General features: G+C 66.8%; 13 protein-coding genes. 4 read left to right on the forward strand and 9 right to left on the reverse strand.

Translation table 11 applies throughout. From position 1 onward, the window contains the following. The first annotated feature begins 149 nt into the window (after positions 1-149). Positions 150-755, forward strand: coding sequence for a chalcone isomerase family protein (locus tag V3596_RS18855; RefSeq protein WP_334279365.1), 606 nt, complete (start codon positions 150-152; stop codon positions 753-755). Between the two features lie 4 nt (positions 756-759). Here the strand turns inward: V3596_RS18855 and gph are convergent, their stop codons facing one another. From gph to V3596_RS18890, 7 genes are all read right to left on the reverse strand, one after another. Further along, positions 760-1,428 carry a phosphoglycolate phosphatase gene (gph, locus tag V3596_RS18860; protein ID WP_334279366.1) on the reverse strand — a complete coding sequence of 223 codons (669 nt, stop codon included), beginning with the start codon at positions 1,426-1,428 and terminating at the stop codon, positions 760-762. Next, positions 1,428-2,420: an ABC transporter ATP-binding protein gene (locus tag V3596_RS18865; protein ID WP_334279730.1), complete on the reverse strand. Its 993-nt coding sequence runs from the start codon at positions 2,418-2,420 to the stop codon at positions 1,428-1,430. The genes gph and V3596_RS18865 overlap by 1 nt, the downstream gene beginning before the upstream one ends. Positions 2,421-2,434: 14 nt before the next feature. Next, positions 2,435-3,280: a carbohydrate ABC transporter permease gene (locus V3596_RS18870; protein ID WP_334279367.1), complete on the reverse strand. Its 846-nt coding sequence runs from the start codon at positions 3,278-3,280 to the stop codon at positions 2,435-2,437. Further along, a complete protein-coding gene (locus V3596_RS18875; RefSeq protein WP_334279368.1) occupies positions 3,277-4,137 on the reverse strand; it encodes a carbohydrate ABC transporter permease in 861 nt (286 codons plus the stop codon). The genes V3596_RS18870 and V3596_RS18875 overlap by 4 nt, the downstream gene beginning before the upstream one ends. A 10-nt stretch (positions 4,138-4,147) precedes the next feature. Then, positions 4,148-5,395, reverse strand: a complete 1,248-nt coding sequence (locus V3596_RS18880) for an ABC transporter substrate-binding protein (protein WP_334279369.1) — start codon at positions 5,393-5,395, stop codon at positions 4,148-4,150. A gap of 69 nt (positions 5,396-5,464) precedes the next feature. After that, the gene (locus tag V3596_RS18885) at positions 5,465-6,901 is read right to left on the reverse strand and encodes a sensor histidine kinase (RefSeq protein ID WP_334279370.1); all 1,437 of its coding nucleotides are present in this window, start codon (positions 6,899-6,901) and stop codon (positions 5,465-5,467) included. Further along, complete coding sequence (locus V3596_RS18890; protein WP_334279371.1) at positions 6,898-7,575, reverse strand: response regulator transcription factor; 678 nt, start codon at positions 7,573-7,575, stop codon at positions 6,898-6,900. Before V3596_RS18890 ends, V3596_RS18885 begins: the two co-directional genes overlap by 4 nt. A 95-nt stretch (positions 7,576-7,670) precedes the next feature. Between V3596_RS18890 and V3596_RS18895 the strand changes: the two genes are divergently transcribed. Continuing rightward, positions 7,671-10,136 (forward strand): glycoside hydrolase family 3 protein, encoded by a 2,466-nt coding sequence (locus V3596_RS18895; RefSeq protein ID WP_334279372.1) that lies wholly within the window; start codon positions 7,671-7,673, stop codon positions 10,134-10,136. Between the two features lie 15 nt (positions 10,137-10,151). Here V3596_RS18895 and V3596_RS18900 read toward each other — a convergent pair whose 3' ends face one another. Then, positions 10,152-10,571: a group I truncated hemoglobin gene (locus V3596_RS18900; RefSeq protein WP_334279373.1), complete on the reverse strand. Its 420-nt coding sequence runs from the start codon at positions 10,569-10,571 to the stop codon at positions 10,152-10,154. A gap of 17 nt (positions 10,572-10,588) precedes the next feature. Continuing rightward, a complete protein-coding gene (locus tag V3596_RS18905; protein ID WP_334279374.1) occupies positions 10,589-11,479 on the reverse strand; it encodes a DUF3034 family protein in 891 nt (296 codons plus the stop codon). 78 nt (positions 11,480-11,557) lie between these two features. Between V3596_RS18905 and V3596_RS18910 the strand changes: the two genes are divergently transcribed. Continuing rightward, positions 11,558-12,640 carry a carbohydrate kinase family protein gene (locus tag V3596_RS18910; protein ID WP_334279375.1) on the forward strand — a complete coding sequence of 361 codons (1,083 nt, stop codon included), beginning with the start codon at positions 11,558-11,560 and terminating at the stop codon, positions 12,638-12,640. Positions 12,641-12,645: 5 nt separating this feature from the next. Beyond that, positions 12,646-13,572: a pseudouridine-5'-phosphate glycosidase gene (locus V3596_RS18915; RefSeq protein ID WP_334279376.1), complete on the forward strand. Its 927-nt coding sequence runs from the start codon at positions 12,646-12,648 to the stop codon at positions 13,570-13,572. The last annotated feature ends 125 nt before the right edge of the window (positions 13,573-13,697 follow it).

Genomic DNA, 13,697 nt, shown 5'->3' on the forward strand with positions numbered 1-13,697 from the left:
GAACATGCGGCCGAGTGTACCGGCTAAATCATCCAGCGAACGAGCGTGAATTCAGGCGCGGACAAGCGCCATGGCCTTGGCACATACTCCAGGCTCAGTACCAAGCCTGCCGTTCGAGCGGGTCCACAACAACGGAGTGGGACATCAAGATGCATCGTCGTTCCCTGATCACGCTGGCGCTGGCCGCCTGCGCTCTCTCCCTGCCGCTGGCCGCCCAGGCCGATACGGTTGAAGTGGCCGGCGTCAAGTACGACACCGCGGCCGACGTGGGCGGCAAGAAGCTGGTGCTCAATGGCGCCGGCATCCGCTACAGGGTGGTGATCAAGGTCTACACGGCCGGTCTCTATCTTGCCGAAAAGACCACCGACCCGGACACCTTGCTGCACATGGCCGGCCCCAAGCGCCTGCACATCGTGGCGCTGCGCGACATCGACGGCAACGACCTCGGCAAGCTCTTCACCAAGGGCATGGAAGCCAATGCGCCGCGCGAGGAATTCGTCAAGTCCATCAACGGCGTCTTGAAGATCGCTGAACTCTTTGCGGCGAAGAAGGAGTTGTCCAAGGGCGAAAGCTTCTCGGTCGACTATGTTCCCGGCGTCGGCTCTCAAGTGCTGATCAACGGCAAGGTGGCGGGCGACCCGATCAAGGAACCCGAGTTCTTCACCGCCCTGATGCGCATCTGGCTGGGCAAGTCGCCCGCGGACGATTCGCTCAAGGAAGCGCTGCTCGGCGTCGAGCGCAAGCGCCGCCGCTGAGGCCTCAGGCCAGCAGCTCCTCCAGAGAATCGATGAAGCGGTCGGCATCGACCGCCTCGATCGGCTCACCATGGTTGTAGCCATAGCGCACCAGCACGACAGGACAGCCGGCCGCACGCGCGGCCTTCGCGTCATTGCTGGAGTCGCCAATCATCCAGCTGGCCGCCGGCGGCGTGCCCAGCGCCTCGCAGGTCTTCAGCAACGGCATCGGGTCGGGCTTCTTGCGCTCGAAATCATCGCCGCCAAAGACCTGATCAAAGAATCCATCCAGCCCCTTGCGGCGCAGTAACTCGCGGGCAAAGCGCGCCGGCTTGTTGGTCAGGCAGGCCATCGGCAAGCCTTTCGCGCGCAAGCCCTGAAGGCCGGCCAACACACCCGGAAAGACATCCGAGTGCTCGCCATTGGCGGCCTCGTAGTGACGCTGGTAGCGGGCCCAGGCGTCCTCATACAAGGCCGCATCGGCGCCCACCTCGGCCAGTGTGCTGCGGATCAGGTGCTCGCTGCCCTGGCCGACCGTCCGCTCGACAAACTCGCGTGTGACACCGCGCTGGCCCAGCTCGGCCAGCACCTGGTTCAGCACGAAGACGAAGTCGCCGAGGGTGTCGACCAGGGTGCCATCCAGGTCGATCAGGAAGGCTTGCGGCGATGGAAGGTCGTTCAAGGAAAGAGTCATCAGGCCACTCGCATTCCGCTTGCAGCCTCGAAGCGATGCGCCCGTTCCGGCGCCCACCTGATGCCGACGGCATCGCCCACCTGATGCGGTGTCCGGCCGGCCACGCGCGCGGTCAAGGTGCCCAGCGGCGTCTCCAGCTTCAGATAGGTCTCCGGCCCGGTCGGCTCCAGCATCAGGACCTTGCCATTCAAGCCATCACCCGGCGCACCCAGCTCCACATGCTCGGGCCGCAAGCCGATCTGCAGGCCGGGCTGCTCCGCCATCGCGAAGAAGTTCATCGCCGGTGAGCCGACGAACTCGGCGACGAAGCGGTTTGCCGGGCGCTCGTAGATGGCCTCGGGGGTGCCGAATTGCTGGACCTGGCCGTCCTTCATCACGGCGATGCGATCGCCCAAGGTCATCGCCTCGACCTGGTCGTGGGTCACGTAGACGGTGGTGGTGCGGGTGCGCTGATGCAGGAGCTTGATCTCGGCACGCATCTCGACGCGCAGCTTGGCGTCGAGGTTGGACAGCGGCTCGTCGAACAGGAAGAGCTTGGGGTTGCGCGCCAGGGCCCGGCCCATGGCCACGCGCTGGCGCTGGCCGCCGCTGAGCTGGGCCGGGCGGCGGTCCAGCAGATGCTCGATCTGCAGCATCGCGGCCACGCGCTTCACGGCGGCCTCGCGCTCGGCCTTCGGCACCTTGCGCATCTCCAGCGCGAAGGCAATGTTCTGCGCCACATTCATGTTCGGATAGAGCGCATAGCTCTGGAACACCATGGCGATGTCGCGGTCCTTGCTGGCCACGTCGGTCACGTCGCGCTCGCCAATCTCGATGCGGCCACTCGTCGGCTGCTCCAGGCCGGCGATCATGTTGAGCAGCGTGCTCTTGCCACAGCCCGAGGGGCCCACGAGGATGAGGAACTCGCCGGCCTCGATCTCGATGTCGATCCCCTTGAGGATCTCGGTCTCGCCAAAGGTCTTGCGGATCTCTTTGATTGCCAGCGCGCCCATCGTCTTGAACCTCATCAACCTTTCACGGCGCCGGCAGTGAGCCCGCGCACGAAGTACTTGCCCGCCAGCACGTAGACGATCAGGGTGGGCAACGCGGCGATCAGCGCGGCGGCCATGTCGACGTTGTATTCCTTGACCGAGCTGGAGGTGTTGGCCAGGTTGTTCAGCCCCACGGTGATGGGCTTGCTGTCGGCACCGGAGAACACCACGCCATAGAGAAAATCGTTCCAGATATTGGTGAACTGCCAGATCAGGGTGACGACCAGGATGGGCGTGGACAGCGGCAGCACGATGCGCCAGAAGATCTGCCAGAAGCCGGCGCCATCGAGCTTGGCCGCACGCACCAGTTCATCGGGCAGGCCGGCGTAGTAGTTGCGGAAGAACAGCGTGGTGCCCGGCAGGCCGGCAATCACATGCACCAGGATCAAGCCGCCGATGGAACTGGCCATGCCCAGCCAGCCCAGCACCTGGCTCATTGGCAGCAGCACCACCTGCATCGGCATGAAGACGCCGAACAGCATCAAGGCAAACAAGAGCTCGCTGCCGCGGAAGCGCCACTTGCTCAGCACATAGCCGTTCAGCGCGCCCAGCGCCGTCGAGATCACCACCGCCGGCACCACCATCAGCATCGAGTTGGCGAAGAAGGGCTGCAGGCCGCCGCAATCGGTGCCGGTGCAGGCGCTGCTCCAGGCCTTGGCCCAGGCCGCAAAGCCCGGCGCCTGCGGCAGCGCAAGCAGGCTGCCTTCGCGCAGCTCGTCCATGCTCTTCAAGGAAGTGGCCAGCATCACGTAGAGCGGCGTCAGGAAGAACAGGGCCAGAAGCCCGAGCGCCACGAACAGGAGGATGCGAGAGGCTCTCATCGCCTGGCCCTCAGCTCGGAATAGAGATAGGGCACGACGATGGCCGCCACCGTGGCCAGCATCATCATGGCGCTCGCCGCACCCAGGCCGATCTGGCCGCGCGAGAAAGCCATGGTGTACATGAAGGTGGCCGGCAGGTCGGTGGCATAGCCGGGGCCGCCGCTGGTCAGGGCCATCACGAGGTCAAAGCTCTTGATCGCCAGGTGGCTGACCACCAGCAGCGTCGAGAAGAACACGGGCCGCAGGCTCGGAATGATGATGCGCCAGTAGATGCGCGGCAGGCTGGCGCCGTCGATCTGCGCGGCCTTGATGATGCTGTCGTCGATGCCGCGCAAACCCGCCAGGAACAAGGCCATCACGAAGCCGGCGCTCTGCCAGACGCCGGCAATCGCCACGCAGTAGATGGCCATCTCGGAGTCGATCAGCCAGTCGAACGAGAAATTCTCGAAGCCCCAGTCGCGCACGATCTGCTCGAGGCCGGTGCCCGGATTGAGCATCCACTTCCAGGCCGTGCCGGTGACGATGAAGGACAGCGCCATCGGATAGAGATAGATGGTGCGCAGCGCCCCTTCCGCCCTGACCTTCTGGTCCAGCAGGATGGCCATCAGGAGGCCCAGCGCCATGGCGCCGCCGATGAAAAGCCCGCCGAAGACGGCCAGGTTGCGCAGTGCCAGCCACCAGCGCTCCATTTCGAACAGCGCTTCGTAATTGGCCAGGCCGGCCCATTCGTAGTTCGGCAGGAGCCGCGAGGCGGAAACGCTCAACCAGCCGTTCCAGGCCATCAGGCCGTAGATGAACAGCAGGGAGACGATGAAGGAGGGCGCGACGACGAGGCGTGGCAGCCAGGGCTGCTTCATGGGCGGGGCTTCAGCGCGTCTTGGCAGCCGACACCAGGCGCTTCATCGCGTCGGCCGAATTCATCTTGTCGCTGTTCCAGAAATTGCTGATCACGTCCTTGATCGCGCCTTCGGCAGCCGACGGAACGGCCATGCCATGCGCCAGCGAGGGCAGCAAGGTTCCGCCCTTGGCCGCAGCGGCAAAGTCGGTCGCCGATGCCTTGGCGCAGTCGTCGAACTTGTCGAGCTTCATGCCCGAGCGCACGGGAATGGAGCCCTTGGCCAGGTTGAACGTCTCCTGGAAGGCCGGCGACATGATGGCCGCGGCCAGGTCCTTCTGCGCGCGCGCGTTCGCCTCGCTCTTCAGCTTGAACATGGCGAAGGAGTCGATGTTGTAGCTGAAGCTCTTGGCCGAGCCCGGCGAAGGCAGGCACAGGAAGTCCTTGCCCGGCTGCTTGCCGGCGGCCAGGAACTCGCCCTTGGCCCAGTCGCCCATGATCTGCATCGCCGCCTCGCCCTTGATCACCATCGCGGTGGCCAGGTTCCAGTCGCGGCCGGGGGCGTTCTTGTCGGTATAGGGCTTGATGCGCTTGTACGTGCTCAGCACCTTCTCCATCGTCGGGCTGGCCAGTGTCGCCGGGTCCAGCTGCACCAGCGCCTTGGTGTAGAACTCCGGGCCGCCCATGCCGATGGCCACGGTCTCGAACAGGGTCAGGTCTTGCCAGTTTTGGCCGCCATGCGCCAGCGGCAGGATGCCGGCCTTCTTCAAGGCCTCGGCCGCGACGAAGAACTCATCCCAGCTGGTCGGCGGCTGGATCTTGGCGCGCTTGAAGACCTCGGGGTTGGCCCAGAGCCAGTTGATGCGGTGCACATTGACCGGCGCGGCGATGTAGCTGCCGCGGTACTTCATCTGCTCGGCCACGGTCTTGGGCAGGAGCTCGTCCCAACGCTCAGCCTTGGCCACGTCGTCGATGGAGGCCAGCACGCCTTCCTTCGCCCAGTCCTGCAGCGAAGGGCCCTTGATCTGCGCCGCGGCCGGTGCATTGCCGGACACCACGCGCGACTTCAAGACCGTCATCGCCGAGTCGCCGCCGCCGCCGGCCACGGCAAAGTCCTTCCAGCTGTGGCCCTTGGCCTGCAGGCTGGCCTTCAAGGCCTGGGCCGCCTTGGCTTCGCCGCCGCTGGTCCACCAGTGCAGCACCTCGACCTCGCCCGCGAAGGCAATGGAGCCGATCAGGGCCAGGCTGGCCGCCAGGATTCTTGGCAGGGGGCGTTTCATACGGCGGTCTCCTGAGGTCTTGTCGTTCGGTAAATTATTAATGAAACATTAACGAGCCAGAAGAAAGGACTAACCCTCGGCCGGCAGGCTGATGCGAGCCAGCAGGCCGCGCGGCGCCAACGAGACCAGCACGACGCCGCCCTCATGGCGCTCGACGATCTCCCGCACGATGGCCAGGCCCAGGCCGCAACCGCTGCCCTCGGCGGTTGCGCGAACGAATCGCTGGAAAACACGCTCCAGCTCGTTCTCGGCCAGACCGGGGCCGTTGTCTTCAACCTCCAGCAGCACACGGCCTTGCTCGCTGCGCACGCGCACCGTGACAGAGGCGCCGCGGCCGGCATAGCGAATCGCGTTGTCGATCAGGTTGCTCAAGGCCTCGCGCAAGAGCAAGGCGATGCCTCGCACCAGCAGCGGCGGCGCGCCTTCTTCGGTGTCGTCCAGGCCCAGGTCGACACCGGCCTGCAATGCGCGCGGCACCAGCTCGGCAGTCAGCTCGCGCGCCAGTTGGCGCAGGTCCAGCGGCAGGCGGTCCTGGGCTTTCGCAGATTCGGGCTCGGCGCGCGCCAGCGTCAGGAGCTGGTTGATCAGATGGGCGCTGCGCACCGCGCTTTCATGCACGCGCTGCAGGCGCTGCACCAGCTCGGGTTCGCTCGCATCGCGCAGGGCCAGTTCGGTCTGGCTCTTGAGCCCGGCCAGCGGCGTGCGCAGCTGGTGCGCCGCATCGCTGATGAAGCGCTTCTGCACCGCCACGCTGTGCTGCACCTCGGTCAGCAAGCTGTTGATGGCACGCGCCAGCGCGCGCACCTCGGGCGGCGCGGCGCTGATCTGGATCGGCGCGAGGTCGTTGGCCGCGCGGCCCTCCACCTGGCGCTGCAAGGCCGTGAGCGGCGCGAGGCCTGCGCGGATGCCGGCGCCGACGATCATCGTCATCAAGAGCATCAGGCCGGAGAGCGGCAGCACCATGTCCAGCAGGATCTGCCGCGCCAGCTCTTCGCGGTTGGCGCTGGAGCGAGCCACCTGCACCAGCAGAGTCTGGCCCGGGCTGCCCGGCTCGCCATAGCGCAAGTGCAGAGCGGCCACGCGCACGCGCAACTCGCCCTGCTGCGGGTCGCGCAAAACACCGTCGTAAGACAAGGGCTCGCCGATCTGCGACGCCGCACCCGCCGGCAGCGGCGGCAGGTTCTTGTTGCCAAGGATGAAGCGGCCGGGCGGCGTGCTGACCATGTAGAGCACGCGGTCGCTGGGGTCGGATTCGAGGATGTCCTGCGCGGCACGCGGGAAATCGATCAAGAGGCCGTTGTCCTGCGGCTTGACCTGGCGGGCCAGCGCACGCGCGGCCTGCGAGAGGCCGGCATCAATCGCGCGGTTCGCGTAGCCGGCGGCGAGTTGATAGGTGAAGAAGCCGGCGGCGATCCACAGCACCAGTTGCGGAACCAGCAGCCAGACAAAGAGCTGGCGGCGCAGCGAGCGCGCGCCGGGTACTGCGACAAGCCAGCGACGGCTCATGCCACAGCTGACTCGTTCTCGAGCAGATACCCGAGCCCACGCACGGTGCGAATCGACAAGCCTGAGTGCTCCAGCTTGCGGCGCAGCCGGTGGATGTACACCTCGATGGAACCGCCGCCGGCATCACCCCCGTCCTGCGCCCAGGCCTGCGTGATCCTCTGCTTGCCGACGACGCGGTCCTGCTCGGTCAGAAGCAGGTCCAGCAGCAGCCATTCGCGCGGGCTCAGCTCCAGCGTCGCCCCGCGCACGCTGGCACGCCTGGCCGCGCGATCAAAGGTCAGTTGGCCCATCGTCGCGCTGGCAGGCGCTTGCGGCCGGCCGCGGCGCATCAAGGCATGGAGCCGCGCTTCCAGTTCAGGGAAGTCGAAGGGCTTGGTCAGGTAGTCGTCGGCACCGGCATTGAGGCCAGCGACGCGGTCGTCCAGCCCGTCCAGTGCGGTGAGCACAAGCACGGGGGTCAGGCATTGCGCGGCGCGGGCGCGCTTCAAGACGGTCAGCCCGTCGACCAGCGGCAAACCCAGATCCAGGATCACCACGTCGAACTTCTGCTTCAGGAGCAGGTACTCGGCCACCGCGCCATTGGGCGCGTGCTCCACCTCGAAGCCGGCACGGTGCAACTGGGCCGACAAGGCATCGGCCAGCAGCGCATCGTCTTCGGCAAGCAGCAGGTTCATGGGAGCAGGACTGTAGCCGCCCGATGTTGAGGTCGCCGCCGATGCTAGGGTTAACGTTTCTTTAATGCAATCGGTGGATCGTTAAGAATTCTGGCATGCTGCCCTCTCGCCTTGCGCTCGCCTTGCTCGCATCTGCCTTGCCCGCCCTTGCCGCCGAGCCTGTGCGCTGGCCCGCCGCGCCCAGCCCGATCAAGCGCGACGCAGCGCAGGAGGCGCGCATCGAGCAGATCCTCGCCAGCATGACCTTGCCGCAAAAGGTCGGCCAGATGACGCAGCCCGAGATCAAGTTCATCACGCCAGAGCAGGTCAAGCGCTTCTACATTGGCTCGGTGCTGAACGGCGGCGGCGCCTGGCCCGGCGGCAACAAGTACGCCGCGCTGGCGGATTGGGTGAAGCTTTCCGAGGCCTATCACCAGGCCTCGCTGGCGACCGACATGAAGCTGCCGGTGCCGGTGATCTGGGGCACCGACGCGGTCCACGGCCACAACAATGTGCTGGGCACGACGCTGTTCCCGCACAACATGGCGCTGGGCGCCACGCGCAACCCGGCCCTGGTGGCCGAAATCGGTACGGCAGTCGCGCGCCAGGTGCGGGCCAGCGGCATCCCCTGGACCTTTGCGCCGACGCTGGCCGTCTCGCAAGACATGCGTTGGGGCCGCGCCTACGAGAGCTACTCGGCCGACCCGGCTGTCGTGGAGCAGCTCGGCGCCGCCTTCGTGCGCGGCCTGCAGGGTCAGCTCGGCACGGACGAAAGCGCGCTGGCCACGGCCAAGCATTTCATTGGTGACGGCGGCACGCACCTGGGCCGCGACCAGGGCCAGACGCGAGCGAGCGAGAAGATGCTGCGCGACACCCACGGCCGCGGCTACTACGGCGCGCTCGGTGCCGGCGCGCAAACCGTGATGGCCTCGTTCAACAGCTGGTTCGACACCCGAGCCAACAAGGACGAAGGCAAGCTGCATGGCCAGCGCCACCTGATGACGACGGTGCTGAAGGAGCAGATGGGCTTCGACGGCCTGATCGTCTCCGACTGGAACGGCATCGGCCAGGTGTCTGGCTGCAGCGACACCCGCTGCGCCCAGGCGATCAATGCCGGTATCGACATGGTCATGGTGCCCGAGCACTGGCAGGAATTCATCCTCGAGACCATCGCCCAGGTGGAGCGCGGCGAGATCCCGATGGCCCGCATCGACGACGCGGTGCGCCGCATCCTGCGGGTCAAGCTGCGCGCTGGCCTGTTCGACAAGAGCCCGGCGCAGAACCGGCTGGCCGGGCAGGCCGATGCGCTGCTGGCCCGCGAGCTGGCGCGCCGCGCCGTGCGCGAGTCGCTGGTGCTGCTGAAGAACGAGGGCCAGGTCTTGCCTTTGCGCCGCGAAGCGCGCGTGCTGGTCGTCGGCAAGAGTGCCGACAGCATGGAGAACCAGACCGGCGGCTGGACGCTCAGCTGGCAAGGCACCGGCAACAAGAACAGCGATTTCGCTGCCGGCCAGACCGTGCTGGCCGGCCTGCGCGAGACGCTCGGCGAGCAGCGGGTGAGCTTCAGCATCGACGGGCGCGGCGTGCGCCTGGCCGACTACGACGCGGTGATCGCGGTCATCGGTGAAACGCCCTATGCCGAGGGCAATGGCGACATTCCGCCCTGGGGCACCTTGCGCCACGCGGATCGTCATCCGGAAGACCTGGCCGCGTTGCAAGCGGTGGCCGGACAGGGCAAGCCGGTCATCACCGTCTTCATCTCGGGCCGGCCACTCCATGTCAACGATTTGATCAACGCATCCGACGCCTTCGTCGCCGCCTGGCTGCCGGGCACCGAGGGCGGCGGCGTGGCCGACCTGCTTGTGCAAGGCGGCGCGGCCTTCAAGGGCAAGCTGCCTTTCGACTGGCCGCGGGAAGCCTGCCCGCGCGGCGGCAAGCCCTTGTTCGCCCTGGGCTACGGTCTGCAAAACGGCCAGAAGGCCAGCGTCGCAAAGCTGAGCACCAAGCACACGCAAGGCGGCTGCGCAGCGAGCAAGGAGCTGATGATCTTCGAGCGCGCGGCGCAGGCGCCCTATGCGTTGATCCTGAACAGCCCCGCCAACGCATGGCCCGAGCTGCGCATCGGCGACGACCTGAACGGCGCCTGGACCCGCCCCGACATCGTGCTGACCACGACCGACATGCACCAGCAGCAAGACGCCAAGCGCCTGCGCTGGACCGGCCCGGCCAAGGTCCTGGCCTATGCGGCGCAGCGGGTCGACCTGCAGAAGAACTACCGCGATGGGGCGCTGGTGTTCGACCTGCGCGTCGAACAGGCCGCAAGCCAAGCAGTGAAGCTGGCCATGGGCCATCGCGAGGAGCTGGACCTCTCGGCGGTGATCGCGCAGGCGCCCCTGAACAAGCCCCGCCGCTTTGTCGTGCCCTTGAGCTGCTTCGCGGCGGCCGGTGCGGACCTCGGCAAGATCGAGATTCCATTCGCGCTCTCGACGACCGGGCCGTTCACCGCGAGCCTGGCACGCATACGCATCGAGACCGGCGCCGCCAAGCGGCCCGAGGCCATTGCCTGCAGCGCCTTGAAAAGCTGATGCTGCCGAAGACGATCAGCGGGTAACGATATCGCGATGCATCGGGGCCAGCAGGGCCAGCAAGCGGTTCTGCGTGGTGAACGGAATGCTCGCGTCGTCCATGCTCTGCTGCAGCACTTCCACGAGGATGTTGAAGTCCTTCTTGGCGATGCCCAGGTCGGCGTGCGAGTTCTTCATCGTCGCGCCCTCGTACTTGCAGGGGCCGCCGCTGAGCACGCAGACCTGATCGGTCAGCTGCTCGGCCAAGGCCTTGGGATTTGTCTCCTTGAAGAACGTGCCGATGCGCTCATCGCGCTTCAGGCGGCCGCTGAAGTCGTTCATCAGCCTGGCGATGCCAGCTTTCTCGCCGAGCTCGCGGTAGAGGCTGTCGTCGCCGGCCCAGGCCGATGCGCTCAGGAGCAGGGACAGTGCAATCAGGGTGTTGCGTATCGACATGGTTCGCTTCCTCTCGATCAGAACGCCAGCTGGGCCGACAGATAGCTGCCGGTCTGGCGCTTCGGGATGACCGCCGGCACGATGCGGCCGAGGTCCACGTAGGCGGCGGTCAGGGAGAAGTGCTTGCTCGGGGCCCAGGCGATGAAGAGGTCTTTCCAGTCTTCTTCACGCAGGCCGGCACCCAGGGCGCTGGGGTTGAGCTTGTCGGGCTTGGCGCGGTATTCAACGCCGACGGCCAACTGCTTGCTGAGCAGCCAGGCCAGCGAGAACTCGGGCTGCAGGCTGTAGCCGCTGCTGGCGGTGCCGCCAAAGCCCAGGAGGCCGATCTGGTTGGCCTTGGTGGCGCGCAGCGTGGCGTTCACGAGGATGCCCTGCGCCAGGAAGAGCTTGGTGGCGCTGACGTAGAGGTCGGTGCCGTTCTTGCTTGCGCCGAGCGCGGCAAGCGTGGCTTGCAGGCCGCCCGCGTCGCCGCGCTTGTGCTCGATGCCGATGGCAATCTGCGGCATCAGGCTGTCGCTGTCGAGCACCGCGTCACCCGCCACGCGCAGCTTCACGCCGAAGATGTCCTGCTTGAGCTGGAGGCCAGGCAGGCCCAGCGCCGTGCCGGTGGCGCCGGTATCGAAGCGCTGCCTGGCCAGCGAGAGTTCGACCCGCTCGTTCCAGCTCACCAGCGCGCCGTGGGTGTTCAGGCTGTAGTCCTGGGTCTTGATCCGGGTGGCATGCGCCGTGGCGCCCCATTCGCCCACCGTGGCATAGCTGCCGGTCACGGCCCAGGGCGTGAGCCCGCCGCCGGCCGCGCCCTCGACGCTGGAGACGCCACCGGTCAGCAGCAGCTTGCCGTCGCCGGCCAAGGCCGAGCTGGCCAGCAGCAGGGCAGCCGTAGCCGCCCAGAGATTCTTGATGCGCATGCGCGGTACTCCCTTCCAAGTCAAGGGACAAATGTCCCAAGACACAAACAAATGTTCAAACCGCGTCACAATCCGCCGATGCCAAGCAAGAAAGAACAGTTGCTGGACCTGATCCGCAACAACCCCTTCGTCAGCCAGCAGGACCTGGCGGAAAGCCTGGGCCTGTCGCGCTCGGCGGTGGCCGGCCATATTGCCGCGCTGACGCGCGAGCGGCAACTGCTGGGCCGGGCCTACATCCTGCCCCAGCGTTCTCCGCTGCTCTGTATCGGCGGCGCCAATATCGACCGCAAGCTGAGCAGCTTGTCACCCATTCGGCCTGGAACTTCGAACCCGGCACGGCTGGTGAAGGAGAGCCCGGGTGGCGTGGCCCGAAATATTGCCGAGAACCTGGCGCGCCTGGGCCTGCCGGTGCAATTGCTCACCGCCGTGGGCATGGACGCCACCGGCCAGGGCCTGCTCGCCCAGGCCCAGAGCCTCGGCGTGGACACCAGCGGCTCCCTGCAAGTACCCGATGCCGCCACGGGGAGCTACACGGCCGTGCTCGATGCCAACGGCCAGATGCTGGTCGCCCTGGCCCATATGGAACTGGCCGAGCGCCTGAGCCCGGAGTTCCTGCGCAGCACCGCAGCGCAGCGAGCCCAGGCGCGGATGCTGGTGGCCGACCTGAACCTGCCGGCCGACAGCATCTCGCTTCTGCTCGAAGAAGCCCATGCCGCCGGCCTGCCCACGGTGCTGGTGGCCGTGTCCGAGCCCAAGATGGCACGGCTGCCGCAAGACCTGCGCGGCCTGCGATGCTTGGTGCTCAACCTCGGCGAACTGGAAGCGCTCTGCGGCGAAAAGCTCAAGAGTGCCGCCGCCAAGCAGCGCGCACTCATCGGCCTGCGCGAACGCGGCCTGCAAGACCTTGTGATCACCGAAGGTCGCAAAGGCGTGCTCTGCAGCCGCCCCGACGGCCGCTTCACCGCGCTGGCCGCGCCCGCCACAGACGTGCTGGACGTGACCGGCGCAGGCGACGCCTTCGCGGCCGGCCTCTGCCATGGCCTGGACCGCAAGCCTGAAGACCTCGAATCCGCCTGCCGGCAAGGCCTGACCCTTGCCGCCCTGACGCTGCAAACCACGGCGACGGTCCATCCCGACCTCTCGCCTGCCACCCTGGAATGAAGAAGATGACCGCAAAAACCGACTGCACCGCCTACATCGAATACTCCGCCGAAGTGGCTGCCGCGCGCGCCGCCGGCAAGCCCCTGGTCGCCCTGGAGTCCACCATCATTTCCCACGGCATGCCCTATCCGCAGAACGTGGAGACGGCGCGCGAGGTCGAGGACATCATCCGCGCAGCCGGCGCCGTGCCGGCCACCATCGCAGTGATGGGCGGCAAGATCCGCATCGGCCTCTCGAGCGATGAGCTGGAGCTGCTCGGCCGCAGCAGCGACGCGCTGAAGCTGAGCCGCCGCGACCTGCCCTTCGCCATCACCAGTGGCAAGGTCGGCGCCACCACGGTGGCCGCCACGATGATCTGCGCCGAGCTGGCCGGCATCCGCGTCTTCGTCACCGGCGGCATCGGCGGCGTGCACCGCGGCGCGCCGGAGAGTTTCGACATCTCGGCCGACCTGCAGGAGCTGGCCAAGACCTCGGTCGCCGTGGTCTGCGCCGGCGCCAAGAGCATCCTCGACATCGCCCTGACCCTGGAATACCTGGAGACGCAGGGCGTGCCGGTGGTGTCGGTCGGCCAGGACAACTTCGCCGCCTTCTACACGCCGGACAGCGGCTTCAAGGCCGACTTCAGGCTCGACACGCCGGCCGAGCAGGCCACCTTCCTCAAGGCCAAATGGGCCCTGGGCCTCAAGGGTGGCGTGGTGGTGAGCAACCCGGTACCGGCAGACGAAGCGATGCCGCGCGAAGAGATTGACACAATCACGGCACAGGCGCTGCAGGAAGCAGCGGCACAAGGTGTCACCGGCAAGTCCGTCACGCCCTTCCTGCTGGCCCGCATCAAGGCCTTGACGGGCGGCCGCAGCCTCTCGACCAATATCGCGCTGGTGAAGAACAATGCGCGGGTCGGGGCGCAGCTCGCCCTGGCGCTGGGGGGCTGAAGCAAAGCTGTCGTCAAATGCGGCCCCGAATGTCCCCGCGCTTCACCGGCGCGCAACATTCGGCCAGGCGGGCACGCATAAGCTCTCGGGCCGACCCAAAGCCACCGTAGAGAAGAAAGTTCCCG

Origin of the sequence: Roseateles microcysteis (assembly GCF_036880965.1) — a bacterium.
Classification (GTDB): domain Bacteria; phylum Pseudomonadota; class Gammaproteobacteria; order Burkholderiales; family Burkholderiaceae_C; genus JAUASW01.